Here is a 26,302-nt window from a genome sequence, read left to right as displayed (position 1 = left end):
ACTCCTGAACTCAGTGATGGCCGCCTTCGAGATAGGCGGCGCGCACGTCCGGATCGGCGAGCAGCTCCTTGCCGGTGCCGCTCATCGTCACGTTGCCGTTGACCATGACATAGCCGCGCGTGGCGAGCTTCAGCGCGCCGAAGGCGTTCTGCTCGACCAGGAACACGGTCAGCCCCTGCGTGCGGTTCAACTCGCGGATGGCGTCGAAGATCTGCTTGACGATCAGCGGCGCCAGGCCCAGCGACGGCTCGTCGAGCAAGAGCAGTTTCGGCCGCGCCATCAGCGCACGTCCGATCGAAAGCATCTGCTGCTCGCCGCCCGACAGCGTGCCGCCGCGCTGGGCAATGCGTTCCTTCAGGCGTGGAAACAGCGTGAACACCTTCTCGACGTCCTCGTCGTAGTGCTTGAGGTCGTCGAGGCTGGCGCCCATCTGCAGGTTTTCCATCACCGTCATGCGCGGGAAGATGCGCCGGCCCTCCGGCGACTGGGCGATGCGCATGCGCGCGATCTCATGGGTCGGCAACTGGGTGATGTCGGTGCCGGCGAAGGTGATGGTGCCCGCCCGCGCCCGTGGTGCACCAAAAATGGTCATCATCAGCGTCGACTTGCCGGCGCCATTGGCGCCGATCAGCGCCACGATCTCGCCCTGCTTGACGGTGACATCGACGCCGTTCAGCGCCCTGATGTTGCCGTAGTAGGTCTGGACGCCCTTGATGTCGAGCAGCGTTGTGCCGGCCATCATTCATTCCCTCCGCCCCGGTTGGAGTCGCCCGGTGTCTTGGGCTTTGCCGGAGCCTTGGCGGCCGGCTTTGTCGCGGAAGGTTTCTCCGTCGGTTTGGCTTCGGCCGGCGATGCGGGCCTTGCCGCCGCGCCCGACCTTGCATCGACCTGCCCGGCTTTCGACGCGCCCTTCGACACCGTGACGCGTTCGCCCTCACTGTGTCCGACCGTTTCGGTCACCGGTCCGGCGAAATACGAGGACGACGAGCCCGGACCGTGCGTCGAATCCGGGCCGGTGTCGAGTTGCTCGATGACGTCTTCGTCACCGACCTCGATCAGCACCGTCTCGACATCCTCGTCTTCGACGCCGAGATAGGCGGCGATGACACGCGGGTCGGTGCGCACCGCATGCGGACTGCCGTCCGAGATCTTGCGCCCATATTCGAGCACCACGACATGGTCGGAAATCTGCATGACCACCGCCATGTCGTGCTCGATCAGCAGGATGGAGGTGCCGGTGTTGTCCTTGATGTCCATAAGGAGCGCGTTGAGCGCCATTGATTCCTTCGGATTGAGCCCGGCCGCCGGTTCGTCGAGGCAGAGCAGTTCCGGACCCGTGCACATGGCCCGCGCGATCTCCAGGCGCCGCTGCGCGCCGTAGGGCAAGTCGCCGGCCGGATCGTCGGCTCGATCGACGAGGTCGGCCTTTTCCAGCCAGTGCTTGGCGAGATCGATCGACTCGGCCGACGCCGTCCGGTAGCCGCTGAAGCCAAACAGGCCGAGGACAGTGTAGCCGGACGCCTTCATCAGCTTGTTGTGCTGCGCCACCAGCAGGTTCTCCAGCAGCGTCATGCCGGAAAACAGGCGGATGTTCTGGAAGGTGCGCGCGACCTTGGCTCGCGCCGGAATCTCATGGTTCGGCAGCCGTTCGAGCAGATAGCTCGAGCCGTCGCGCCGGTTGAGCGTGAGCATGCCCTCAGACGGCTTGTAGAAGCCGGTGATGCAGTTGAACACGGTTGTCTTGCCGGCGCCGTTCGGCCCGATCAGCGCGGTGATCTCGCCGCGCCGGGCCTGGAAGGACAGGTCGCCGATGGCGACCAGACCGCCGAACTTCATCGACAGATGTTCGACCTGCAGGATGGCATCGTTCACGGATGGGTTCGCATCGCTCATCAGCCGTGGCCCTCCTTGGTGAAGGAGCCGGATACAGCCCTGCTCTCCTTGAGAAAGGCTGTCGGTTCACGACTGCCGACGAAGCCGCGCGGCTTCCACAGCATGACGATGACCATGGCCATGCCGAACAGCAGCATGCGGTAGAGTTCCGGCGTGAAGTCGGGACCGAAGACCTGCTTCAGGAAATCGAGCTCGCGCAGCACCTCGGTGCCACCGATCATCACCATGGCGGCGACGGCGATGCCAACCAGCGAACCCATGCCGCCGAGCACGACGATGGCGAGGATGATGGCCGATTCCAGGAAGATGAAGGATTCGGGACTGACGAAACCTTGCCGCGCGGCGAAGAACGAGCCGGCGAAGCCGCCGAACATGGCGCCGGTGGCAAAGGCGGTGAGCTTGGTGGTGGTGGTGTTGATGCCGAGCGAGCGGCAGGCGATCTCGTCCTCGCGCAGCGCTTCCCAGGCGCGGCCGACGGGCATGCGCCTGAGCCTCATGGTGACGAAGGCGGTGAGCAGGCAGAGCCCGAGGATCAGGTAGTAGAGGAAGATTTTGTAATAGGCGCTCGACGTGGCGATGTCCAAGACCTTGGCGATATAGTTGGGATCCGAGACGTTGAACGACATCAGTCCGAAAAACGTGACCTTGGGAATGCCGGAGATACCGGCCGAGCCGTTGGTAACCTCACGCCAATTGATCAGCACGAGACGAATGATCTCGCCGAAGGCCAGCGTCACGATCGCCAGGTAGTCGCCGCGCAGGCGCAGCACCGGAAAGCCGAGCAGCACCCCCCAGAAGGCGGCCATGGCGCCGGCGGCAGGCAGCAGAATCCAGAACGACAGGCCGTATTGCGTGCCGAGCAGCGCATAGGCATAGGCGCCGACGGCATAGAAGGCGACATAACCAAGGTCGAGCAGGCCGGCGAGGCCAACGACGATGTTCAGCCCCCAGGCCAGCATGACATAGATCAGGATCTGAATGCCGTAATTGTCGACCCATTTCAGAGAACCCTGGAACCCGGCTGCCACCGATCCTCCATACACAGCAAGCACCAGCACAACGATGATCGGGTAGAGCGCCAGTGCGGTTATGCCCAATGCCGAGAAATGGGCATGGATGAAGGTTCGGAAATAAAACATCACCGAGGCGAGGGCGTAGATGGTCGCCAGCGCTCTCAGGAACCTTGCATAACCGGCCAGGCCAGGCCCCAGCGATCCGTCAAGGGAGCCGGCAAGGAAAACCAGCACGGCCACTATGACGACGGCAGCGATGAAATACGGCAAGCGGAAGAACCGCGCCGCCATGCTCTGCGGCAGCAGGCCGGTGGCGACGTCGACGATCTTCTGATTTGCCAGGAAAGGCTGTCCGTAGGCGACATAGAGAAAACGGCCGGCCATGGTCAGCACGACCACGACTGCAAGAAGCCACCAGCGCTGTACAAGGATCAGCTCGTTGGAGATGTTCTGATCGGTCCTCAGGCCGATGAACAGCACGAACAGGCCGAGCGCGATGGCGCCGGCATAAAGCGCTTCGCGGGTAGCGCGCTGCATGGGAGTGGCGACGATGTCGCGCTCCGGAGACGTGGTGACCGCCATGAACTCAGACCTTTTCGACTTCTGGCCGGCCGAGAATGCCGGAAGGCAGGAAGATCAGCACGATCGCCAGGATGGAGAAGGCCGCGACGTCCTTGTAGTCGATCGAGAAATAAGCCGACCACATGCTTTCGATGAAGCCGATCATAAGCCCGCCGAGCACGGCGCCGGGCAACGAGCCGATGCCGCCGAGCACGGCCGCGGTGAACGCCTTCACGCCGGGCGTGAAACCGTCGGAGAAGGCGATGACGCCATAATACATCAGGAACAGCGTGCCGGCGACGGCTGCAAGGGCTGCACCCATGACGAAGGTGATCGAGATGGTGCGGTCGACGTCGATGCCGAGCAACGCCGCCATCTTGCGGTCCTGCTCGCACGCCCTTTGGGCTCGACCCAGCGAGGTCTTGTTGACCAGGTACCAGAACAGCGCCAGCAGCAGCGCGGTGACGATGACGATGACGATTTGCTTCAGCGACACGCTGACGCCCTCGATATTATAGACCTTGGACACCATCGGCGGGATCGGCTTGTTGCGCGGCCCCTGCGTCACCTGGACGAAGTTCGACAGCGCGATCGACATGCCGATCGCGGTGATCAGCGGCGCCAGCCGGAACGACCCGCGCAACGGCCGGTAGGCGACCTTTTCGATCGTCCAGTTGTACAGGCTGGTCAGCAGCATCGCGACGATCATCATGACCAGCAGCGCGATCACCACCGGCACCGAATAGAACATCGCGCCGAGGATGAGGAAAACGATGAGGGCGGCGAAGGCGCCGACCATGAAGATGTCGCCATGGGCGAAATTGATCATGCCGATGATGCCGTAGACCATCGTGTAGCCGATCGCGATCAGTCCATAGATCGATCCCAGCGTCAGCCCATTGATAAGCTGCTGGACAAAATACTGCATGCTGTCGTGGCTCCCCTGGAATGTCGCCCATGCAGACGCATTCCTTTTCGTATTTCCCCTAGTCGTAAAGTTTCGAGCCCGGATTGCAACGTCATTCTTTAATCGGCATGCGTGATTTTGAAGCACGCAATCGGATTGCCCGTTCTTCCCTTCCCGGCCTCTGGACTATCGCCGACCCTATCATTGGCCTAACGCAATGTCTTTGGCGATTCGTCGTCAAAATGCACGCTGCTTCGAAGGAATCGCCGTAAAAATAAGTTGATGAGCGGGATCGTTGCGCCGCCTGGACAATCGATCCTTGCATTCTGTTCGATTCCCCTGCGTCAGGATTCTCCCTCTATTTGACGACGAATCCGTGCGCGAACGGGTCGCGATCGTCGATGAAGATCGTGTTCAATCCGGTCATGCGAGCCCAGCCGCCGATCGAGGGGATGATAGCCGGCTTGCCCGCCACCGTGACTTCCTTCTCGACCCTGCCCTTGAACAGCGAGCCGATGATCGATTCGTGGACGAACTCGTCGCCGGTCCCAAGCTTGCCCTTGGCGTGAAGCTGCGCCATCCGCGCCGAGGTGCCGGTGCCGCAAGGCGAGCGGTCGATCGCCTTGTCACCGTAGAAGACGGCGTTGCGCGCATCAGCCTTGCTGTCGGTCGGCGCGCCCGTCCACAGTATGTGCGACAGCCGGCCGATGCCGGGATTCTCGGGATGCACGAAGGCGTATTTTTCGTTGAGCCGCTGCCGCACCACCGGGCTCCAGGCGATGAGTTCGCCGGCAGAGTGGTCGGCCATGTCGCGATAGGTCTTCTGCGGCTCGACGATGGCGTAGAAATTGCCGCCATAGGCGACATCGACGCTGATCTCGCCGAGCTGCGGACATTCGACAGTCAGACCCTCCGCATGGAGGAAGGACGGCACGTTGGTGATGCGCACCTCCTCGACATAGTCGCCGACCTGCCTGTACTCGGCGGTGACCAGGCCGGCCGGCGTGTCCAGCCTGAGCAAGCCCGGTGTCTTCGGCTTGACCAGCCCGTGCTCGATGGCCATCGTCACCGTGCCGATGGTGCCGTGACCGCACATTGGCAGGCAGCCCGAGGTTTCGATGAACAGGATGGCGATATCGCAATCGGGTCGCGTCGGCGGATAGAGGATCGAGCCGGACATCAAATCATGGCCGCGCGGCTCGAACATCAGCCCTGTTCGGATCCAGTCATACTCGGCCAGGAAATGCGCGCGCCGCTCCATCATCGTCGCGCCGTTGAGCAGCGGTCCGCCGCCGGCGACCAGCCGCACCGGATTGCCGCAGGTGTGACCGTCGATGCAGAAGAAGGAGTGGCGCGCCATTTCTAGATCCCGTCAGAAGCGGTTCGGAGAAAACGGAGACAGATCAAACACCGGATTTTGGCCGAGAATGAGATCGCGAACCAGGCGTCCGGTGGCAGCCGCCTGGGTCAGGCCGAGATGGCCGTGGCCGAAGGCATAGACTATCGTGCCGGCCCGCCTGGCGCCACCGATCACCGGCAGCGAATCCGGCAGCGATGGCCGCAATCCCATCCATTCGCGGCCGCCGGCCGGGTCAAGCCCCGGCAGGAATTTCTGTGCCTTGTCGAGCAGCGCTTTCGAGCGGGCGTAGTTGGGCGGCCGCTCAATGCCGCCGAGCTCGACCGCGCCGCCGACGCGCACGCCGGTTTCAAGCGGCGTGACGACGAAGCCGTGGCCGGAGAAGATCAGTTGCCGCTTCACGTCGAAGGCGGTCTTCGGCAGCGTCGTGTTGTAGCCGCGCTCGGTCTCGAGCGGGATGCGGTCGCCGATATGTTTCGCCAGGAGATGCGACCAGGCGCCGGCGGCGATGACGAGGCATTTTGCCTGCCGCACCGTGCCATCGGCCAGCGTCAATGTCGCGCCGTCCTGTCCCGCCCCGACGTGGTCGATCCGAGCCTTTTCGAAACGCGCGCCGTTCCTCTCGGCATAGGCCCAGATTGCTTTGCCCAATAATTTCGGATCCGTAACAGTCTTCCATCCCGGCACGAAAGTGCCCTTGACGAAACGCGGCGACAGGCCCGGCTGCAAGGCGGCGAGCGCATCGCCCTCGACATGGCTGAAGCCGATGCCGAAGCGTTGCCTCGCCGCCCAGCCGGGCAGCGACGCCTTGTATTCGGCCTCGCTCTCGTAAAGTTCGAGCGAGCCGTCCTCGCGCAGCATGTTTTCGGTGCCCGAGCGCGCCATCAGCCCGGCCCATTCGGCCTCGGCGAGCCGCATCAGCCCGGCCTGCGCCGCGAGGCTGGCCGCGTAGCGGTCGCTTCGTCCGGCGCGCCAGAAGCGAATAAGCCAGGGCAGCAGTTTCGGCAGGTAGGCGGGCGGGATGCTGAGCGGGCCGAGCGGATCGGCAAGCCATTTCGGCAGATGCCTGATCATGCCCTTGTGGGCCAGCGGCAGCACATCGGAAAAGGCCAGGGCGGCGGCATTGCCGGAACTCGTTTCCTCGCAGATCCCCGTCCGATCGAAGATCGTGACGTTTCGCCCCGCCTCGGCCAGATAGGCGGCGACACAGATGCCGATGATGCCGCCGCCGACAATGGCGATGTCGACCGTCTGGTTTGGCGCCGCCACTATTGGATTTCTCCAGGACTGAGGGACTTTGTCATCAATGGGTTTTTCCGGTCGGACCGAACGGCCACCCAGCCGAGGCTTTGATAGAACCCCTCTGCCTCCTTAGCGGCATTGACTTCAAGCCGCTCCAAACCAACATGGCGGGCATAGCTCTCGACTTCCTGCATGAGAATCCGGCCTAGGCCACGCCGCTGCAGATTCGGTTCGATGGCAACAAGCCTGACAACGCCGAGGCGCGGACCAGCAACGTCTAGTCTGGCAGTGCCTACTGGCTTGCCATCGTGCATGAGGAGCAGTGGGTGATTGCTCGTAAGACGGTCGTCGGGATGCTGTTCGTCATATCCATCCAAGCCCCGGTTCTCCCAAAGAACCCGCTTACGAATACGGTGATATGCCGCCCAATCTCCATCGCTTTCGACGCGTTTGAGACGGATCCGAGACGGCATAAAACCTTCCTCAAAACCTCGGCAGCTCCGGCCGCGCCGCCAGCGCATCCCGGACGATCTTCTCGACCATCTTGCGGCGCTCGCCCGACAGCGGCTGGCGCGGCATGCGCACGCGGTCGTTGGTGTTGATCGCCAGGACTTCGGCGAGCTTGATGTTCTGCACCAGATAGGTCGACACGTCGAGGTCGAGCAACGGCCGGAACCAGCGGTAGATTGTCAGCGCCTCCTCGCGGCGGCCCTGCTTCATCAACTGGTAAATCGCGACCGTTTCGCGCGGAAACGCGGTGACCAGCCCGGCCACCCAGCCGATGGCGCCGACCGACAGCGCCTCGAACGCCAGATTGTCGACGCCGGTGAACAAATCGTAGCGGTCGCCGAAGCGGTTGATGATTTCGGTCGAACGGCGGATGTCGTCGGAGGATTCCTTGATGGCGACGAAGCGCTTGTCCTTCGCCAGTTCCTCCATCTGATCGACGGTGACGTCGACGCGGTAGGCAAGCCGGTTGGAGTAGATCATCACCGGCAGGTCGCCGGCCTCGGCGACGGCGCGCAGTGCGGCAACCGTCTCCTCCGCATTGGTGTGATAGATCGGGCTCGGCACCACCATCAGCCCGTTGGCGCCCTCCTTGGCGGCGCGGCGCGCGATCGCCGCCGCCTCGCGGGTGCCGGCTTCGTTAACCGTCAGCAGAACCGGCTTGTTGCCGGCGATCTTCTGCGCGGTCTTCAGCACGTCGATCTTCTCGTCATGCGAGAGCATCGGCCCTTCGCCGAGCGAGCCGCAGACGATGATGCCGTCGCAGCCAGCCTCCATCTGCAGCGCAAAGCAGCGTTCCATCTCGGCATGGTCGAGGCGGTCGTCCTCAGTGAATTTGGTCGTGACGGCGGGGAAAACTCCGGTCCACATAGCGGTGCTCCATCTGATATATCAGTCGTATATTTATTAGGAAACGCACTGTCAACACGGATTTCGCTATGATATACCAAAAATATATCAGGAGCTCGCGTTTGATATTCAATGAAGCAAGCCCGGCATTCGAGCCAGTGGCGGCGAAAGCCTACCGCGTGCTCGAGCACATGATCGTGACGCTCGAACTGGCGCCTGCAAGCTTCATCACCGAAGGCGCGCTGATCGACAGGCTGGGGCTCGGCCGCACGCCGGTGCGCGAGGCGATCCAGCGGCTGGCGTGGGAGGGACTGCTGGATGTCCGGCCGCGTGCCGGCATCGCCATTGCCCCGCTGCATCCCGGCGACTGGTTGCGCGTTCTCGATGCACGACGTGGCGTCGAGGTGGTTCTTGCCCGCTCGGCCGCCCGCTTCGTCACCCGCGAGGCCGCCGACCTGTTTCACGACGCGGCACTGGCCATGCAGAGGGCGGTGATATCGGGCAATGTGCTGGCCTTCATTCAGGCCGACAAGGCGCTCGACGAGGCGCTGGCGCTTGCGGCCGACAATCCCTTCGCCGCGCGGCTGGCGGCCCCGTTGCAGACCCACAGCCGCCGCTTCTGGTTCCGCTACAAGGCCGACACCGGGCTTGCCGAATCGGCCGAGCACCATGTCGCGCTGATCCGCTCGATCCTCGACGGCGACGAGGACGCCGCCGCCAAGGATGCCAAGCGCCTGATGGCGCTGCTGCGCGGCCATGCCGCGGCGGCCGCTACGCGATAGAGATCGGCAGCAAGCTTCGGCAGGCTCTTTGAGTTCCGCCCACAGGCGCTGAGCATCGCTCAATTCGTCAGGCGTCCTGGTCGGTCGGGATCACCACGTTTTCCCAATGTTCGCCGGCCGCGACGATGCAGCTTCTGCCGGCGACGTCGGTGACGATGACCGTCCAGCTTCCGCTGTCGGCGACATAGACTTCCATAATCGCCATCTGACCGATCAGCCCGAAAGCAAACTGTCTTGCCTGGAACTGCTCGCTCAGGTGGGCGACGAGATCGCGATGTTCAACGCAGTATTGATATTGGGCGCTTGCGGCGTTCGTACCCACCGCCAATGCGCCAGCAAGAATCAGGGTTTTCAATCCAACCAACAGCGATTTGCGCGCCATAGGGCATCTCCTTTGCCATCACGTCCGGCAAAGGAAGAGCCCTCATTTTGCCGGAACGATCCAGGCCGGTCCCGACGTCATCACCATCGCGTCGTTCCTTTCCGTGTTCCGGTCTGTCATCAGCGGGACGATTCCAAATGTTCCCACTATGTTCCATATATGGTGTCGGCAACAAAAAAGCGCAAGCAGGCGCCCGCTGGGGCGCCTGTGGATCCGTTTCATGGTCGTCACCGAGAACCGCGGCCTGCGCGGCTATGCTAAGGCGGCTGCCGCCCGCTACGCGGCTCAGGTCCCTGGCAGCGCCGCCGTCTTCACCGCGCTCTCCCAGCCTTCACCCACCGAAACCACGCAGCTTTGACCGCGTGTGTCGCTGGCGAGGATGGTCCAGGTGCCCTGATCGGAAACGAAGACTTCAACAATCACATTCGGATTGACGACGCCGATCGCGGTTGGATTTTCCCGGAACTTCTCGTCGAGCGCCTTGATCATGTCGACTCGTGGCGCGCATTGTTCGGCCGCTGTTGCCGGGGCCGCGGAAAACGCGGCAGCCGCCGCGCCAAGTATCGACACCATGAGACGTGTCATCTCACACCTCCTTGCGCCGGCCGTAGCCCCCGAAGCTGTCGCCAGCGCCGTTGGTCGATCTGCCGCGTCTCCTTTGCGGCAGGATTGCAAGTTAAGGCTTCTGCTGTCCGCCTGGTTCCATCACATTAGCGTTCAGGCATACACGCGGCCGCGACCGGTCAGCAAAAAGGCCCGGTTTCTGGCCGGGCCTTTTTCGTCTTCAATCATAAAATCTGGAGCTGTTTGTCGACTGGCTAATTCATCGTCGGGATGACGAACTCGGCGCCGTCCTTCACGCCTGCCCGCGCGCCCGCAGCCGAAGGCGAGGACGCGCAGGACAAGCAACCGTCCGGCTAATTCATCGTCGGGATGACGAATTCGGCCCCACCCTTCACGCCTGCCCGCGCGCCCGCAGCCGAAGGCGAGGACGCGCAGACAAGCAACCGTCCGGCTAATTCATCGTCGGGATGACGAATTCGGCGCCGTCCTTCACGCCTGACGGCCAGCGCGAGGTCACCGTCTTGGTCTTGGTGTAGAACCGGAATGCGTCCGGTCCGTGCTGGTTGAGGTCGCCGAAGGAAGACGCTTTCCAGCCGCCGAACGTATAGTAGGCGATCGGCACCGGGATCGGCACGTTGATACCGACCATGCCGACCTGGACCCTCGAGGCGAAATCGCGGGCGGCATCGCCGTCGCGGGTGAAGATGGCGACGCCGTTGCCCATTTCGTGATCGTTGGCGAGCTTGATCGCGTTCTCGTAGGTCGGCGCACGCACCACCGAGAGCACCGGCCCAAAAATCTCTTCCTTGTAGATGCGCATATCGGCGGTCACGTTGTCGAACAGGCAGCCGCCCATATAGTAGCCGTTCTCATAGCCCTGCATGGAAAAGCCGCGCCCGTCGACGACCAGGTTGGCGCCTTCCCTGACGCCGATGTCGACATAGCCCTTGACCCGTTCCAGCGCCTGCGCCGTCACCAGCGGGCCGAAATCGGCGGACGAATCCGTCGATGGGCCGACCTTCAGGCTTTCGACGCGCGGCACCAGCTTTTCCATCAGCCGATTGGCGGTATCGTTGCCGACCGGGACAGCCACCGAGATCGCCATGCAGCGCTCGCCGGCCGAGCCGTAGCCGGCGCCGATCAGCGCGTCGACTGTCTGGTCCATGTCGGCGTCGGGCATGATGATCATGTGGTTCTTGGCGCCGCCGAAGCACTGCACGCGCTTGCCGGCCGCGCAGCCGCGCGAATAGATGTACTGGGCGATCGGCGTCGAGCCGACGAAGCCGATGGCCTTGATGTCGGGATCGTCGAGGATGGCGTCGACCGCCTCCTTGTCGCCGTTGACGACGTTGAGAATGCCCGCTGGCAGGCCGGCCTCGATGAACAGCTCGGCGATGCGCATCGGCACGCCCGGGTCGCGCTCCGAAGGCTTCAGGATGAAGGCGTTGCCGCAAGCGATAGCCGGCGCGATCTTCCACAATGGGATCATCGCCGGAAAATTGAACGGCGTGATGCCGGCAACGACGCCGAGCGGCTGGCGCATCGAATAGACGTCGATGCCGGGGCCGGCGCCGTCGGTGAACTCGCCCTTCATCATGTGCGGCGCGCCGATGCAGACCTCGACCACTTCCAGGCCGCGCTGGATGTCGCCCTTGGCGTCGGCGATGGTCTTGCCGTGCTCGCGCGCCAGAATGTCGGCCAGCGCATCGTACTCCCGGGCGACCAGTTCGAGGAACTTCATCAGGACGCGCACGCGCCGCTGCGGATTGGTCGCCGCCCAGCCGGGCTGCGCCGCCTTGGCGTTCTCCACGGCTGCGCGCAGCTCCGCCTGCGAAGCCAGCGCCACGGTGCCGCGCACCGTGCCGTCCATCGGCTGCATGACGTCCTGCTTGCGGCCGCTGGTCCCGGCGACACGCTTGCCGCCGATGAAATGACCGTAGTCGATCATGGTTTTCTCTCCCTGTATTTGTGATGCGGCATTGTCCGCCTTTGCGCCGCCGATGGCAACGCGAGCGAACACGCAACCGTTGTGCGGTAAATAGAGTGCGAGCGACGCCTGTGCATCAATTGCCGCAAATGATAGGATGCAGGTTCCTTAGCGGCAAGGATAGAGAAATTGAGTTCCTTCGCGCCCCGTGCCACGGAACGCAACGTCGACGATTGTCATCCGGACCCTCCTCATGAACTGGGATGACGTCCGCATCTTTCTGGCGGTGGCGCGTGCCGGCCAGATCCTCGGCGCGGCCAAGCGGCTGGAGCTGAACCACGCCACAGTATCGCGCCGCGTCGCCGCGCTCGAGGATGCGCTGCGCACAAAACTTTTTCGTCGGCTGACCACCGGCAGCGAGCTGACGCCGGCGGGCGAGCGTTTCCTCGACATCGCCGAGCGCATGGAAGGCGACATGATCGCCGCCCGCGCGACCGTCGCGGGCGAAGGTGACGACGTCTCCGGCACCGTGCGCATCGGCGCGCCTGATGGTTTCGGCGTCGCCTTCCTGGCCAAACGCCTCGGCGCGCTGACGACGCTTCACCGTGAACTCACCATCCAGCTGGTGCCGGTGCCGCGTTCCTTCTCGTTGTCCAGGCGCGAAGCCGACATCGCCATCACCGTGGAGCGACCGACGGAAGGCAGGCTGGTGGCGGGAAAGCTGGTCGATTACACGCTCGGCCTGTTCGCGTCCCGCGCCTATGCCGACGCGCATGGCCTGCCGCAGACGCCGGCCGAGCTCGGCCGGCACACGCTGATCGGCTATGTGCCGGACCTCATCGTCAGCCCCTCGCTCGACTATGCGGCCGAGTTCAGCGCCGACTGGCGCACGAGCTTCGCCATCTCCTCGGCGCTCGGCCAGGCCGAAGCGGTGCGCTCCGGCGCCGGCATCGGCATCCTGCACACCTTCGTCGCCCACTCTATGCCGGAACTGGTGGCCGTCGACATCGTCGCGCCCATCCGCCGCGCCTACTGGCTGGTCTATCACGAATCGGTCAGGCCGCTGCGCCGCGTCCAGATCGTCGCAAGCTTCATCACCAGGGCGGTGGAACGGGAGCGAAGCCTGTTCGTCTGACGATATTTTCTCTGACGCGGCGAGGTGTGTTGGAGCCTGATCCCGAGTCACGCGGCAAGTTTCTCACCCCGCTTAAATGCGTGAAGGACCCTTCCGATCCTACCGGTGGTATCGCTCCGGTCCGAGATCGCGGACATCGATGTCCGGCACCCGGCTGGAAATGATGTCGGCCAGGACCTTGGCCGAGCCGCAGGCCATGGTCCAGCCGAGCGTGCCGTGGCCGGTGTTGAGATAGAGGTTGGAAAGCTCGGTGCGGCCGATCAGCGGCGGCCCGTCCGGCGTCATCGGCCGCAACCCGCACCAGAAGGTCGCCGACCGCATGTCGCTGCTGCCTGGAAAAAGGTCGCCGAGCGAATGTTCGAGCGTGCGCCGCCGCGATTCATGCAGCGTCAGGTCGAAGCCGGAAATCTCCGCGGTGCCACCGACCCGGATGCGATCGCCGAGCCTGGTGATCGCCACCTTGTAGGTCTCGTCCATCACCGTCGACACCGGTGCTGCGGCAGCATCCTTGATCGGCACGGTGATAGAATAACCTTTGACCGGATAGACCGGGATAGGTCGTTTCAGATAGCGCATGAATTTGGCCGAATAGCTGCCCATCGCCATCACATAGGCGTCGGCGGCCTTCCATCCCTTGCTCGTATTGATGTTGGCGATCTGGTTGCGCTTGCGCACGATGCGCCTGATCGACGTGTCGTATTCGAAGGTGACGCCGCGCGCTGCGCAGAGCTCGGCCAGACGGTCAGTGAACATCTTGCAGTCACCGGTCTCGTCGCCCGGCAGCCGCAGGCCGCCGACGAACTTTTCACGGATCCCTGCCAAGCCCGGCTCGGCCGCGATGCAGCCGTCGGGATCAAGGATCTCGTAGGGAACGCCATATGTCTTCAGCACCTCGACATCGCCGGCTGTGCCATCGAGCTGCTGTTGCGTGCGAAAAAGCTGCAGCGTTCCCTTGCTGCGCTCGTCATAGGCGATGCCGGTCGCCTCGCGCAGCACTTTCAGCGTGTCGCGGCTGTATTCGGCCAAAGGCACCATGCGCGCCTTGTTGACTGCATAGCGCTCGGCCGTGCAGTTGCGCAGCATCCTGACCAGCCATACCCACATACGTGGATCGAGAGTCGGCCGCACCACCAGAGGCCCATGTTTCATCAGCAGCCATTTGATCGCCTTCAGCGGGACGCCGGGACCGGCCCAGGGCGAGGCGTAGCCTGGCGAGATCTCGCCGGCATTGGCAAAGCTGGTTTCCAGCGCCGGGCCCTTCTGGCGGTCGATCACCGTCACTTCATGGCCGGCCTCGGCCAGGTAATAAGCAGTGGTGACCCCGATGACGCCGCCGCCCAGCACGAAGATCTTCATCGCATAGCTCTCCAGAACGATGTCTTGTCAGCGGGCGCATCGTGGCTTTCTGTCTGCCGGATTTTACCGCGTCCGCCAAGTGCCCAAGCATGTCGCCCAAAAGTAGGCAGGAGGTTTTGGGACGACGACACATGCCTAAAAAAGCCCGCGCGCTATCCATTCACATAGCGCCGGTGAAAGCGGTGTCCGAGGCTGGTCAGGATTTCATAGCCGATGGTGCCGGCATGGCCGGCCGCCTGGTCGACCGTCTGCGACGGGCCGATCAGTTCGACGAGGTCGCCCGCCTTCAGCCTGCCGGGCGGCAGGGCCGAAATGTCGAGGACGATCGAATCCATCGACACACGGCCCAGGAACGGCAAGCGCACATTTTCGAACCAGGCGGCCGAGGCCGCACGTCGATGCCAGCCGTCGGCATAGCCAAGCGAGATCGTTGCGGCGATCAGCGAATCGGTGACGTGAAAAATATGGCCATAGCCGACGCCGGCTCCCCTCTCGAGGCTGCGCGTCTGGATGATTTTTGCTTGAAGCCGCACCACTGGCAGCATCGGATTTTCCACCGCTGGCGTCGGATTGATGCCGTAGAGCGCCGCACCGGGCCGGGCGAGGTCGTAGTGAAAGGACTGCCCAAGGAAGATGCCGGAGGAATTGGCGAGCGAGGCCGGCGCCTTTGGCAGCACCTTGCGCAACCGCTCGAATTCCAGCCGCTGCTGCTCGTTGGCCGGATGTTCGGGCTCGTCGGCGCGCGCGAGATGGCTCATCACCAAGGTGACGTCGATACCGTCGAAAGCCTGCGGGTCGGCAGCGACGGCCTCCACCTCGGCTGCCGCCATGCCGAGCCGCGACATGCCGCTGTCGACCTGGATTGCAGCCTTGAGCTTGTGGCCGGCCCGCTGCGCCGCCGCACGCCAGGCGGCGAGCTGGCCGGCGCTGTTGATGACCACGCCCAGCTCCGCTGCGACGGCTTCGCTCTCGGCGCCCGGCTGAATGCCGTTCAGCACATGGATCGCCGCCCGTGCGCCGAGCGCCTGGCGCAGCAAGGCACCCTCGGCCAGATGCGCGACGAAAAAAACAGCGCAGCCTTCGGCCGCCAGCGCGGCCGCCACTTGCGGCCCGCCGAGCCCGTAGCCGTCGGCCTTGACGACACCGGCGAAGCCGACACCGCCCAACCGCGCCTTGAGCCGCCGGTAATTTTCGCGGATGGCGCTGAGATCGACGGTCAATATGGCGCCGGCCGCCGCTTCGCTGATCGGCGCGGCTTTGACGGCCCTTTCAGAAAGAGATTTTTTGGAAATGCCGTTCATGCCAATCCCGTCTGCAGCGGATCGGCCATTAATAAGGCCACCGCGCCGACGCGGCAACCGTGGTCGGCGCGAGCGCGGCTTGCGCCAGGCCTACGCAACCAGATGCCGGAATGCCGCAACCACGTCCTCATAGACCTGACGCTTGAACGGAACGATCAGGTCGGGCAATTCCTCCATTGGCCGCCAGGCCCATCTGTCGAACTCGGCGGTGTGGCCGCCCGGCGGGGGATTGATCTCAATCTCGCTCAAATCGCCGTGAAAGCGGAAGGCGAACCATTTTTGCGTCTGGCCACGATACTTTCCCTTGAAGGCGACGCCGACCAGATGGGCCGGCAGGTCGTAAAATATCCAGTTCGGCGCCTCATCCAGCAACGAGACGCTGCGCATGCCGGTTTCTTCGTAGAGTTCCCGCTGTGCCGCCTGCAGCGGCTCTTCGCCATTGTCGATGCCGCCCTGCGGCATCTGCCAGAGCTGCGTCGTGCCGGCGAATTCGCTGTCCGGCTCGGCAATGCGATGCCCGACCCAGACCAGCCCGTCTCCGTTGAGGACCATCGCTCCGACGCAGCGACGATAGGGCAGCGTCTCGGGGTCGACCGGTTTTTTCTTCGCCATGCTCAACCTTTTTCCGGATCCACCGCCACTGCCGAAATCGGCACGATCTCGATGCCGCGCTTCTTGGCCTCGATCACCCAGGACGACACGGCGTCGACCGTCAGGTCGAAGGCCGAGCCGATGCCGACGGCAAAGCCTTTCGCCCGCGCGGTTGCTTCCAGTTCGTCCAGCTTCTTCAATATGGCGCCGCGGTCGCGCACGGCGTCGATCGACGTGTCGCCGGCGGCGAACGGCACACCGTTCTTCAACGCCAGTTCGGGCGCCAGGCTGCGTGCCGACGAACCGTCGTCGACATAGGCCAGGCCGCGCCTGCCAAGCTCGGCCATCAGTGGCCCCATCGCCGCCGCATCGGCCGAAAAACGAGCGCCCATATAGTTCATGACGCCGGTGTAATTGGTCGTCCGCGACAGCGCCCAGCGCAAATTCTCCAAATTCTCGTCGGGTGTCGCCACGACCGTCAGCGTGTTGCGGCCGGGATTGACATTCGGATAATCGAACGGTTCGAGCGGCACCTGCATGACGATCTCATGGCCGCTCTGCCGCGCCGCCTGCATCCAGCGGCCGATGCTGTTGCCCTGCGGCGCAAAGCCCAGCGTCACTTCGGCCGGCAGCTTGGCGATGGCAGCCTGCGTGCCGGTCTGTGACACGGCAAGCCCGCCGATGACGATCGCCACGCGCGCACCGCGCGCGCCGGACCATGGTCGCGCATAGACATCGAACGGCCGCCTGCCGTCGGCAGCACGAACCGGCAATGGACCGGTTTCGCCAGACTCGACCAGTGCCCTGTCGGGAATATGCGCGATCCTCAGGTTCTGGCCGGTCGTCGAAGGGTCGTGGATGACGATGGCCCCGGGCGGACCGTCGCCCGCTTCGGTCTGCATGTGGATGATCTGCGGCCCGCCCGTCTTGGATCCGCTTGCCTTGGACCCGCCCGTCTTGGGTATGCTCGCCTTGGACGCTGCTTCGGCCTTCGGCGCCGGTTCAGTGACCGGCGCTGCGGGTTCGACCACGGCTGTCGCCTTCGGCGTCGAAACGGCGACTTCTTCCGGCTTTCGAAACGGCCTTTCACGCAGCGCAATCGCCCCGGAGACGCCGATCACGGCCAGCACCACGACAGTGGCCGCGACCACGCCAGCGCTGATCCTGCGGGCCGCGCGCGGCGGCCGGACGGCCTGCCCGAGTGGGCGTTCGATGTCACTACCGATGTCAGCCAAGCCGCATCCCCAGCCGCGGTCCCCGAATCAAACTGCCGAGGCCTTGCGGCCCCGGCAGCATTACATCGCTTCGATCAGGCAGCCAGACCTGTTGTCCAGCTGATCGACTTTTACTGGTTCAGCACGGCCCCTACTGGTTCAGCACAGCCTTGTCCGGATTCGGCGGGAACGCCGGATCGGTCTTCTCGCCGCGCAGCAACTGCTGGGCGAAGATGAGCTGTAGATCGTCCTTCGGCTCCGGCGGCACGTAGGCTGCCGAGCCTGAACCGGCATCGCCCTCCTCGCTGCCCTTGATGTGGCCCTTGAGGTCCGACTCGCCGCGCGTCAGATCCCTGCCTTGCAGGTCCGGCGGCAACGGCTGGTCGACCTTGATGTCGGGCGTGATGCCCTTGCCCTGGATCGACTTGCCGGACGGCGTGTAATAGAGCGCCGTCGTCAGGCGCAGCGCGCCGTTCTCGCCGAGCGGAACGATGGTCTGCACCGAACCCTTGCCGAACGACTGCGTGCCGACGACGGTGGCACGGCGCAAATCCTGCAGCGCGCCGGCGACGATTTCGGACGCACTGGCCGAGCCGCCATTGACGAGCACGACCAGCGGCTTGCCGTCGATATCGTCGCCCGGCCGCGCATCGAAGCGGGTGACGTCCTTCGGATCGCGGCCGCGCGTCGAGACGATCTCGCCACGGTTGAGGAAGGCATCGGACACGCTCACCGCCTGATCGAGCAGCCCGCCCGGATTGAGGCGCAGATCGAGCACGTAGCCCTTGAGCTTTTCCTTCGGCACCTGCTTCTCGATGGTATCGATGGCGCTCTCGAGATCATCATGGGTCTTTTCGGTGAAGGAGGTGATCTTGATGTAGCCGATGTCGTTCTCGACCCGGAACTTGACCGCCTTGACCTTGATGATGTCGCGCACCACCGTCAGTTCAATCGGCTTGTCGGCGCCCTGACGCAGGATGGTGAGCTTGATCGGCGTGTTGACCAGCCCGCGCATCTTCTCGACTGCATCGTTGAGGCTCAGGCCGCGAACCTCCTCGCCGTCGATCTTGGCGATATAGTCGCCGGCAAGCACGCCCGCCTTGGCAGCTGGCGTATCGTCGATCGGCGTGATCACCTTGACCAGGTCGTTCTCCATGGTGACCTCGATGCCAAGGCCGCCGAACTCGCCCTTGGTCTGCACGCGCATGTCCTGCGCCTCTTCGGCGTTCATGTAGGAGGAGTGCGGGTCGAGCGAGGTAAGCATGCCGTTGATGGCGTTTTCGACCAGCGACTTGTCGTCGGGCGGCGTCACATATTGCGCCCGCACCCGCTCGAAAATATCACCGAAGATCGCCAGTTGCTTATAGGTCTCGGAGCCCGCAGCGTTCGCCGTCGAGCCGGGCGCGCCATAGACCAGGCTCATCGCTGATGCGCCCATCAGCGCACCGGCAAACAGAAGCGACAGTTTCCGCATCATCTCACGTCCTTCCAGACAAACGGTCCGCCCACCATGGGGTCGGATCGACGGGTTTTCCATCCTTGCGGAACTCAACATAGAGTTCCGGCGTGGCATTTCCATTCTTCGATGCCGAGGTGCTCGCCACCCGGGCCTCTCCCATCGCGCCGACCGGCTCTCCTGCGAGCACCGACTGGCCAGACGCGACGCTGATTCTGCTCATCCCCGCGAGAACGACATGATAGCCGTCTCCTGCGTTCAGGATCAAGAGTTGACCATAAGAGCGAAAAGGTCCCGCATAAAGCACATTTCCGTCCGCCGGCGCGGTGACGATGGCTCCCGATTGTGTCGCAACCATGTCACCGAGCATCACTGCGCCGTTACCGTCGCTGGCCCCGAACCGCCGCTTGATCTTGCCGGTGACCGGCAACGCGATCTGCCCCTGAAGCGCCGAAAACGGCGCAGCGGCGGTGAGCCGGTTGGCTTCCGGCACCGGCAGGGCCGCCAGTTCCGCCTGTTCCGGGGCCTTCTGTGCCGGAGCCGTCTGCGCCGGAGCCCCCAGTGCCGGGGCCTTGTCGGCACCCGCTGCCTTCTGCTCCGCGGCTTTCTGTTCGGCGGCTTTCTGTTCGGCGGCCTTCTGCTCGGCTGCCTTCGCCGCGTCCGCAGCCTTGCGGGCCTTGTCGGCCTCGAGCGAGGCGATCAGTTCCTTCAGGCTGCCGGCCTTGGCCGCCAGTGCTGCGGATCGCTGCTTTTCCGCCGCCAGGGCCGTTTGCGTCTCGGCCTCGAGCTTCTGCTTGGCTTCGAGCAGCATGCCGAGCCGCTTCTTTTCCGCCGTCTGCTCGGCGACTGCCGCCGTCAGCCGCGCCCGCTCCGCCTCGATCGAGGCCGTCACCCGTGACTGCTCCTTAAGTTCCGCCAGCAATATCTCGGTCTGCTGGCGCAGTTCCGGCACTACGGCGCCGAGCAGGATGGCGCTGCGCACCGACGACAGCGCGTCCTCCGGCTTGACCAGGATGGCCGGCGGCGGATTGAGCCCCATGCGCTGCAGCGCGGCCAGCACCTCGGCCAGAACGTCGCGTCTGGCAGCCAGTGAGGCACGGATTTTCTGCTCGTCGCCCTTCAGCCCTTCCAGCTTGGCACCGATGTCCTCGATGTCCTGGCCGAGCTTCTGCTCGGTCATCGCCGACTGGATCAGCGCCGCGGTGATCGAGGCATGGTCCTTCTTGACCGTCGCCATGTCGGCGGCGAGCTTGGCCAGCCGCTCCGACGACAATGTGATCTCCTGCGATATCCGTTCGTATTCGGCGCGGCTCTGGTCCGGGTCGGGCGCCATGTCGAGCCTGCTCTGCGCCCGCGCGGCACCGAGCGACAGCATAAGCACCGCCGCTGCCAAGCCGCAGCCTGCGCGCCAAAAGCCCGTTCGCGATTTCCAACCTTCAGCCATTGAAGCCCGACTCTATGCGTGGCTTCGTTAACGAACAATCAACCATGTTCGAGAGCCCGCCGACCGAAAACAGCCTCGTGACGCATTGAGGCGAAAATCCGGGCGGCTCACGCCAATCCACCGGTTTCGGTCGAATCTGCAACGGCTCACGAGCGATGATAGGGATGGCCGGACAGGATTGTGGCCGCCCGGTAAAGCTGCTCGCCCAACATGACACGGACCAGTTGGTGCGGCCATGTCGGCGCGCCGAACGACACCATCAGGTCGGCCTGATCGCGCAGCGACTGGTCGTGACCGTCGGCACCGCCGATGGCGATGACCAGCGCCTTGCGGCCGCTATCACGCAGCAGGCCGATGCGCCCGGCGAAATCCTCGGAGGAAAAACTCTTGCCGCGCTCGTCGAGCAGCATCAGCGCGGTGCCAGGCTGCAACTGCGCCTGCAGTTTCTGGCCCTCTTCGCGGCGACGCTCGTTGGCGGTCTGGGCGCGGCCCTCCGGGATCTCGACGACCCCTGAGAATTCGAGGCCCACGGTCGGTCCGCTCTTGGCGAAGCGCTCGAAATACCGGTCGGCGAGCAGCTTCTCGGGGCCGGCTTTCATCCGGCCCACGGCATGAACGGTGATTTTCATCCCTGCCTCGAAGAGCCGCTAATGCATGTCACCAAAAGTGGTCACCGGTTTTGGGACACGACATGCATCAACCGATACGGCTCAGTGGAGGGTCTCTTCCTCGAGGTCCGGCGCCTGCCACATCTTTTCGAGATTGTAGAAGTCGCGGACTTCGGGGCGGAAGACATGGACGATGATGTCGCCCGAATCGATCAGGACCCAGTCGGCGCCGGCCAGTCCCTCGACGCGCGCCGTGCCGAGCCCGGCATCCTTGAGCGCCTTGAGGAGATGATCGGCGACAGCCGAGACATGACGGTGCGATCGGCCGGACGCGATGACCATATAATCACCGAGGCTCGATTTTCCCTGAATGTCGATTGAGACGATGTTTTCGGCCTTGGAGTCTTCCAGACTGGCAAGGACTGTCTTGATGGCGCGGGACACGGCGTCGTTTACGCTGATCCCGGCCGGCGAAGGCACGATGTCGGCCTTCTTCCAAAGTGCTGTTCTCAGTGTATTTCCTTTCGCAGCAAGAACAACCAAATCACCCTTCAAAGCAGGTGACACCCTTAGATAGGCAGAGTTGCGTTGCAGTTTCAAGACGGCAACCCTACCGTAGCCAACGAAGAACCGTTCTTGCGGTTCCGCAGTTGAAGAAAAATCGGAACTCTTGCCGCCTGGCGAGGGTTATCGGCGCATTGACCAATCGGATCCCCCTCATGCCTGTCGACCCTCAGAACGCTCTCCTCACCGTGCAGTCCGGCCTTGCGCAGCTCAGCGCTCTGATCGTCTCGTACTCGTTCTCGGCCATCGGCGCCGTCATCCTGCTGGTCCTCGGCTATATCGTCGCCGGCCTTGCCCAGCGCTCGATCTACGCCGGCCTCGGCCATATCCATGGCTTCGACACGACGCTGCGCCACTTCTTCTCGCGGATCGTCCGCTACGCCATACTGATCCTCGTCGTCGTCATGGTGCTCGGCCAGTTCGGCGTCCAGACGACCTCGATCATTGCCGCCATTGGCGCCATCGGCCTGGCCATCGGCCTGGCGCTGCAGGGCACGCTGCAGAACATTGCCGCCGGCATCATGCTGCTGGCGCTGCGGCCATTCCGCATCGGCGAATATGTCGAGGTCGGGGTTATTTCCGGGACCATCGAGGAAATCGGGCTGTTCGCCACCACGCTGAGAACGGTCGAAGGCGTTTACGTGCTCGCTCCCAATTCGACGCTGTGGAACCAGCCCGTCCGCAATTATACACGCAACGGCGTCCGCCGCGCCGATATCACCCTGACCATCGGCTCGTGGAACGATATCGATCTCGCTCAAAAGACCATGCTGGGCGTCGCCGCCACCGAGCGACGCGTCAGGCGGGAGCCGGCGCCGATTGCCTTTGTGGCGACTGTCGGCGACAGCAACGTCGCCATAACCTTGCGCTACTGGACCTCGGCTGCCGATTTCTTCGTGACCCAGATCGATCTCACCAAACGCGCCAAGCAGGTCTTCGACAGCGAAGGCATTTCTATACCCGCGCCACCACCGGAAGCACCGCGGCAGGAAGCCGTCACCAGACAGTGAGACGATCGATTCCCGGCATAGCTATTTATCCGCGCGGCGCTGCTCTTCGGACGGAAAGGCAAGATCGACGGGCAGCGGTGCCTGCGCGCTCATCGGCGCGAAATTGCCGGTCTCGGTGGCGGGAACAGGCGACATCGCCACCACGCGCCACAGCACGAACAGGCAAAAAACGGTGGCAATGACGACGGCCACATGGATGAAGGCCTGGGTTCCGTAGACGGCGGAAAGCCCGGTCACGATGCCGGGCACGATGAAGCCGGACAGCGACCACGCGAACAGCAGTGAACTGGACAGCGCCACCATGTCGTCCTTGCCGGCGCGGTCGGCGGCATGTGCGCTGGCCAGCGAATAGATCGATTCCGACGCGCCGGCCCAGACCACATAGATGACGACCAGCGCCGCCAGCGCACCACCATCGAAGCCCAGCGCGAACAGGCCCGCCACCATGGCAAGCGCCGAAGCGGCGACCAGCACAAAGCGGCGGTCGGTGCGGTCGGAAATCCATCCGAGCGGGATCTGCAGGATCAATGTGCCGATCGGCATCGCCGACAGCAGCAGTGCCACATCGGCCTGGCTGTAGCCCTTGGCCGTGGCATGGATAGGCGCAAAGCCTGAAATCGTCATCGACAGGCCGCCGACGGCAAGCATGCCGGCGACGCCGACCGGCGAAATCCGCCAGGCCCGGCCAAGCGCCACCGACGCCGCCTGCGGCGGCGGCGGCTGTGCGAGCCGCGTCAACCCGACGGGGAGGATCGACAGCGCGGTGAAGGCGATGCCGACCAGCGGCGCGTCCGCTGCCCTTATGTCGATCAGCGCCAGTGTGGAGTAGCCGACACCGAGCCCGGCGACATAGGCGACGTAGAAGAAGGCCATGACCCTGCCGCGTATGGCGTTGGCGATGACGTCGTTCAGCCAGCTTTGCGCAACGATGAACAGGCCGCATATGGCAAAGCCGTAGAGCGCGCGTGCCGCGATCCACGACAGCGGGTGCGGTCCGGCCCCGACGGCGGCGTTCGACAGCACGATCAAAGCCGACAGCACCATGAATGCGCGCGCATGGCCGACGCGTCGTACCAGCGGACCGGTCAGAATGCAGCCTGCCAGGCCGCCGGCCGAGAGGCCGGTGACGATCAGCCCGGCCCAGGTCGGATCGAAGCCCTCGGCGCCGAGCCGGACCGGGATATAGGCGAACATCAGTCCGTTGCCGACCGCTACCAGCGCCATCGACAGGACGACGCTGGCGATGGCGATCGCCGGGGCCGGCGGGCTGCCCTGTGCCGGGTCGCGTCTGGTCTGGTTTCGCTCGAGAATCGCCATGCCCGCGCAGGATCGCTCACGGACCGAGGAAAGGCAGCCGCAAATGCGACATCAGCGGTCTTGTGGGAGGGGAGTAGGGCAGTATGGGAGTAGGGAAAAGAAAAAATTGGCTGGGTCGGCGAGCAGCGTAGCCTGCTGCCCTGCTGACCTGCTGCCCTGCTGCCCTACTGCCCTACTGCCCTACTGCCCTACTCCTATCCCTGCGCCATCTTGCGGATCGCGGTCGACGACAGCGACGAGCGCGGGCCGTGAATGAAGGTCCAGGCCGGCGCCTTCATGCGGGCGAGCCGCGGCGCGTCGCCCTCGTCGACACGCGCGTAGTCGAAGGTCTTGGCGACAACCGACGACAGGAACGACAGCGTCGCGCCAGGGCGATCGATCACCGCGATCGGAAACGTCATCACGATCTGGCGCCATCGCTGCCAGCGGTGAAAATCGCGCAGCGAATCGGCGCCCATGATCCAGACGAAGTCGACGCCCGGGTTGCGCGCCTTGACCAGGGCCAGCGTGTCGGCGGTGAAGCGGACATAATGGCTCGCCTCGAAGGCGGTGACCTTGACCTTCGGGTTCCGGGCAATCTGCTCGGACAGGCTTAGCCGCTCGGCCAGCGGCGCCAGTTCCCGCGCGCTCTTGAGCGGATTGCCCGGCGTCACCATCCACCACAACTGATCGAGCGCCAGGCGCCTGAGCGCGATCTCGGCGACCAGCGCATGGCCGGCATGGGCAGGATTGAACGAGCCGCCGAACAACCCGACGGCCAGGCCCTTTTCGGCATGCGGCATATGAAGGTAGCGAGAGGGGACAGCAGGCTCGGAAGATGACAGCATCGCGCTAGGCACCCCCCTCTGCCCTGCCGGGCATCTCCCCCGCAAGGGGGGAGATCGGATGTCGCATAGACTTTCGCCAACCTTCGGCGTCGCAGTAAGGGCGCCAGGGATGAAGCCGCCAATCTCCCCCCTTGCGGGGGAGATGCCCGGCAGGGCAGAGGGGGGTGGCTGGGCGCACGCCTGTCAGGCTCTAACCGCGAAAAAGCTCAAGGCCTCACCTGTCCCGTCCCGCGCACGCGGTACTTGAACGAGGTCAGTTGCTCGACGCCGACCGGGCCGCGCGCATGCATCTTGCCGGTGGCGATGCCGATCTCGGCGCCCATGCCGAATTCGCCGCCATCGGCGAATTGCGTCGAGGCATTGTGCAGTAGGATCGCCGAATCGATCTCGTTGAAGAACCGTTCGACGGCGTTCGTATTCTCGGCGACGATCGCCTCAGTGTGGTGCGAGGAGAAATTCTCGATGTGCTCGATCGCACCGGCAACGCCATCGACCAGTTTTACTGCGATGATGGCATCGAGATATTCGCTCACCCAGTCGGCGTCGGTCGCAGGCTGGGCGTCGGCAAACACTTTCAGCACCTCGGCGTCGGCGTGGATTTCGCACCCTGCCGCGCGCAACGCCCCGAGGATCGGCACCAGATGAGTGGCGGCAACAGCGCGGTCGACCAGCAGCGTCTCGGCCGCGCCGCAGACGCCGGTGCGCCGCATCTTGGCGTTGACCGCGATCCTGGCCGCCATGTCGAGATCGGCCGAGCGGTCGATGTAGAGATGGCAGATGCCTTCGAGATGCGCGAAGACCGGCACCCGCGCCTCGTTCTGGACGCGTTCGACCAGGTTCTTGCCGCCGCGCGGAATGATGACGTCGATATTGCCGGAAAGTCCTTTCAGCATCTCGCCGACGGCGGCGCGGTCGGCGGTCGGCACCAGCTGGATGGCATCCTGCGGCAGCTTGGCCGCTTTCAGCCCTTCGACCAGGCAGGCATGGATCGCCGCCGAGGAGTTGAGCGAATCCGAGCCGCCGCGCAGGATCACCGGATTGCCGGCCTTGAGGCACAGCGCGCCGGCATCGGCGGTCACGTTCGGCCGGCTTTCGTAGATGACGCCGACAACGCCGAGCGGCGTGCGCACGCGCTCGATATGCAGGCCGTTCGGCCGGTCCCATGCGGCAATGACATCGCCGACCGGATCGCGCAGCCCGGCGATTTCACTGATGCCGTCGGCCATGGCACGGATGCGGCCGGGATCAAGCTTCAGCCGGTCCATGAAAGAAGGCGAAAGCCCCGACTGCTCGCCATTTTTGATGTCGATGGCGTTGGCGTCGAGAATATCCTGCTCGTGGCGAAGGATCGCCTGCGCCATACCGATCAACGCGGCGTGCTTGCGCTCGGCTGTGGCGACGGCCAGCGGTCGGGCGGCAGCGCGGGCGCGGCGGCCGATATCGGCCATCAGCGCCACCGTATCGTCCCGGGATTTTTCATGCAGCTTCAGCATGG

At 64.1% G+C, this 26,302-nt stretch carries 24 protein-coding genes and 1 pseudogene; 3 read left to right on the top strand and 22 right to left on the bottom strand.

Features of this window, described 5'->3' with window-relative positions; translation table 11 throughout:
- Nucleotides 1-10 precede the first annotated feature (10 nt).
- From AC0L3H_RS16270 to AC0L3H_RS16235, 8 genes and pseudogenes are all read right to left on the bottom strand, one after another.
- Nucleotides 11-739, bottom strand: coding sequence for an ABC transporter ATP-binding protein (locus AC0L3H_RS16270; protein ID WP_027152864.1), 729 nt, complete (start codon nucleotides 737-739; stop codon nucleotides 11-13).
- The gene (locus AC0L3H_RS16265; protein ID WP_473492158.1) at nucleotides 739-1,893 is read right to left on the bottom strand and encodes an ABC transporter ATP-binding protein; all 1,155 of its coding nucleotides are present in this window, start codon (nucleotides 1,891-1,893) and stop codon (nucleotides 739-741) included. Before AC0L3H_RS16265 ends, AC0L3H_RS16270 begins: the two co-directional genes overlap by 1 nt.
- Nucleotides 1,893-3,386 (bottom strand): annotated as a pseudogene (gene livM / locus AC0L3H_RS16260) (high-affinity branched-chain amino acid ABC transporter permease LivM); the annotation flags it as partial. The pseudogene livM and the gene AC0L3H_RS16265, both read right to left, overlap by 1 nt.
- Nucleotides 3,387-3,492: 106 nt before the next feature.
- Nucleotides 3,493-4,395, bottom strand: coding sequence for a branched-chain amino acid ABC transporter permease (locus AC0L3H_RS16255; RefSeq protein WP_023800038.1), 903 nt, complete (start codon nucleotides 4,393-4,395; stop codon nucleotides 3,493-3,495).
- Between the two features lie 337 nt (nucleotides 4,396-4,732).
- Entirely contained in the window at nucleotides 4,733-5,734 is a 1,002-nt protein-coding gene (locus tag AC0L3H_RS16250) for a 4-hydroxyproline epimerase (protein ID WP_473586142.1), read from the bottom strand.
- Between the two features lie 12 nt (nucleotides 5,735-5,746).
- A complete protein-coding gene (locus AC0L3H_RS16245; protein WP_473586141.1) occupies nucleotides 5,747-7,000 on the bottom strand; it encodes an NAD(P)/FAD-dependent oxidoreductase in 1,254 nt (417 codons plus the stop codon).
- Complete coding sequence (locus tag AC0L3H_RS16240) at nucleotides 7,000-7,350, bottom strand: GNAT family N-acetyltransferase (RefSeq protein ID WP_473586140.1); 351 nt, start codon at nucleotides 7,348-7,350, stop codon at nucleotides 7,000-7,002. Before AC0L3H_RS16240 ends, AC0L3H_RS16245 begins: the two co-directional genes overlap by 1 nt.
- Before the next feature lie 106 nt (nucleotides 7,351-7,456).
- On the bottom strand, nucleotides 7,457-8,350 hold the full coding sequence (locus tag AC0L3H_RS16235; protein ID WP_473586139.1) for a dihydrodipicolinate synthase family protein: 894 nt from the start codon (nucleotides 8,348-8,350) through the stop codon (nucleotides 7,457-7,459).
- 101 nt (nucleotides 8,351-8,451) lie between these two features.
- Here AC0L3H_RS16235 and AC0L3H_RS16230 point away from each other — a divergent pair, with 101 nt between their 5' ends.
- The gene (locus tag AC0L3H_RS16230) at nucleotides 8,452-9,111 is read left to right on the top strand and encodes a GntR family transcriptional regulator (protein ID WP_473586138.1); all 660 of its coding nucleotides are present in this window, start codon (nucleotides 8,452-8,454) and stop codon (nucleotides 9,109-9,111) included.
- A 67-nt stretch (nucleotides 9,112-9,178) separates the two neighbouring features.
- Here the strand turns inward: AC0L3H_RS16230 and AC0L3H_RS16225 are convergent, their stop codons facing one another.
- From AC0L3H_RS16225 to AC0L3H_RS16215, 3 genes are all read right to left on the bottom strand, one after another.
- A complete protein-coding gene (locus AC0L3H_RS16225; protein WP_473586137.1) occupies nucleotides 9,179-9,493 on the bottom strand; it encodes a hypothetical protein in 315 nt (104 codons plus the stop codon).
- A 285-nt stretch (nucleotides 9,494-9,778) separates the two neighbouring features.
- Nucleotides 9,779-10,078 (bottom strand): hypothetical protein, encoded by a 300-nt coding sequence (locus AC0L3H_RS16220; RefSeq protein WP_473586136.1) that lies wholly within the window; start codon nucleotides 10,076-10,078, stop codon nucleotides 9,779-9,781.
- A 430-nt stretch (nucleotides 10,079-10,508) separates the two neighbouring features.
- Entirely contained in the window at nucleotides 10,509-12,005 is a 1,497-nt protein-coding gene (locus AC0L3H_RS16215; protein WP_473492147.1) for a CoA-acylating methylmalonate-semialdehyde dehydrogenase, read from the bottom strand.
- Between the two features lie 232 nt (nucleotides 12,006-12,237).
- On the opposite strand from AC0L3H_RS16215, the gene AC0L3H_RS16210 reads away from it, so the two are divergent.
- Nucleotides 12,238-13,119, top strand: a complete 882-nt coding sequence (locus tag AC0L3H_RS16210) for a LysR family transcriptional regulator (RefSeq protein WP_128171135.1) — start codon at nucleotides 12,238-12,240, stop codon at nucleotides 13,117-13,119.
- 99 nt (nucleotides 13,120-13,218) lie between these two features.
- Here AC0L3H_RS16210 and AC0L3H_RS16205 read toward each other — a convergent pair whose 3' ends face one another.
- From AC0L3H_RS16205 to rsfS, 8 genes are all read right to left on the bottom strand, one after another.
- Complete coding sequence (locus AC0L3H_RS16205; RefSeq protein WP_473586135.1) at nucleotides 13,219-14,475, bottom strand: D-amino acid dehydrogenase; 1,257 nt, start codon at nucleotides 14,473-14,475, stop codon at nucleotides 13,219-13,221.
- Between the two features lie 152 nt (nucleotides 14,476-14,627).
- Complete coding sequence (gene alr, locus AC0L3H_RS16200; RefSeq protein ID WP_473586134.1) at nucleotides 14,628-15,776, bottom strand: alanine racemase; 1,149 nt, start codon at nucleotides 15,774-15,776, stop codon at nucleotides 14,628-14,630.
- Nucleotides 15,777-15,866: 90 nt separating this feature from the next.
- Complete coding sequence (locus AC0L3H_RS16195; RefSeq protein ID WP_473586133.1) at nucleotides 15,867-16,388, bottom strand: RNA pyrophosphohydrolase; 522 nt, start codon at nucleotides 16,386-16,388, stop codon at nucleotides 15,867-15,869.
- A 2-nt stretch (nucleotides 16,389-16,390) separates the two neighbouring features.
- On the bottom strand, nucleotides 16,391-17,602 hold the full coding sequence (locus AC0L3H_RS16190) for a divergent polysaccharide deacetylase family protein (protein ID WP_473586132.1): 1,212 nt from the start codon (nucleotides 17,600-17,602) through the stop codon (nucleotides 16,391-16,393).
- 130 nt (nucleotides 17,603-17,732) lie between these two features.
- On the bottom strand, nucleotides 17,733-19,058 hold the full coding sequence (locus tag AC0L3H_RS16185; protein WP_473513284.1) for a S41 family peptidase: 1,326 nt from the start codon (nucleotides 19,056-19,058) through the stop codon (nucleotides 17,733-17,735).
- A gap of 1 nt (nucleotide 19,059) precedes the next feature.
- Nucleotides 19,060-20,481 carry a murein hydrolase activator EnvC family protein gene (locus tag AC0L3H_RS16180; protein WP_473586131.1) on the bottom strand — a complete coding sequence of 474 codons (1,422 nt, stop codon included), beginning with the start codon at nucleotides 20,479-20,481 and terminating at the stop codon, nucleotides 19,060-19,062.
- A gap of 146 nt (nucleotides 20,482-20,627) precedes the next feature.
- Entirely contained in the window at nucleotides 20,628-21,110 is a 483-nt protein-coding gene (gene rlmH / locus AC0L3H_RS16175; protein WP_473586130.1) for a 23S rRNA (pseudouridine(1915)-N(3))-methyltransferase RlmH, read from the bottom strand.
- An 81-nt stretch (nucleotides 21,111-21,191) separates the two neighbouring features.
- Nucleotides 21,192-21,569 carry a ribosome silencing factor gene (rsfS, locus tag AC0L3H_RS16170; protein ID WP_023800052.1) on the bottom strand — a complete coding sequence of 126 codons (378 nt, stop codon included), beginning with the start codon at nucleotides 21,567-21,569 and terminating at the stop codon, nucleotides 21,192-21,194.
- 239 nt (nucleotides 21,570-21,808) lie between these two features.
- Here rsfS and AC0L3H_RS16165 point away from each other — a divergent pair, with 239 nt between their 5' ends.
- Nucleotides 21,809-22,663 (top strand): mechanosensitive ion channel family protein, encoded by an 855-nt coding sequence (locus AC0L3H_RS16165; protein WP_473586129.1) that lies wholly within the window; start codon nucleotides 21,809-21,811, stop codon nucleotides 22,661-22,663.
- Nucleotides 22,664-22,684: 21 nt separating this feature from the next.
- On the opposite strand, the gene AC0L3H_RS16160 is transcribed toward AC0L3H_RS16165, so the two are convergent.
- The 3 genes from AC0L3H_RS16160 to AC0L3H_RS16150 all read right to left on the bottom strand — a co-directional run bounded on the left by AC0L3H_RS16160 (nucleotide 22,685) and on the right by AC0L3H_RS16150 (nucleotide 26,300).
- A complete protein-coding gene (locus AC0L3H_RS16160) occupies nucleotides 22,685-23,980 on the bottom strand; it encodes an MFS transporter (protein WP_128246131.1) in 1,296 nt (431 codons plus the stop codon).
- Nucleotides 23,981-24,174: 194 nt separating this feature from the next.
- On the bottom strand, nucleotides 24,175-24,807 hold the full coding sequence (locus AC0L3H_RS16155; RefSeq protein WP_473586128.1) for a nicotinate-nucleotide adenylyltransferase: 633 nt from the start codon (nucleotides 24,805-24,807) through the stop codon (nucleotides 24,175-24,177).
- A 206-nt stretch (nucleotides 24,808-25,013) separates the two neighbouring features.
- Complete coding sequence (locus AC0L3H_RS16150; RefSeq protein ID WP_473586127.1) at nucleotides 25,014-26,300, bottom strand: glutamate-5-semialdehyde dehydrogenase; 1,287 nt, start codon at nucleotides 26,298-26,300, stop codon at nucleotides 25,014-25,016.
- Nucleotides 26,301-26,302: the final 2 nt, after the last annotated feature.

It is taken from the genome of Mesorhizobium sp. WSM4816, assembly GCF_055811535.1.
The sequence above is the reverse complement of the archived record's forward strand: the minus strand, read 5'-3'. Positions and strand labels throughout refer to the sequence as shown.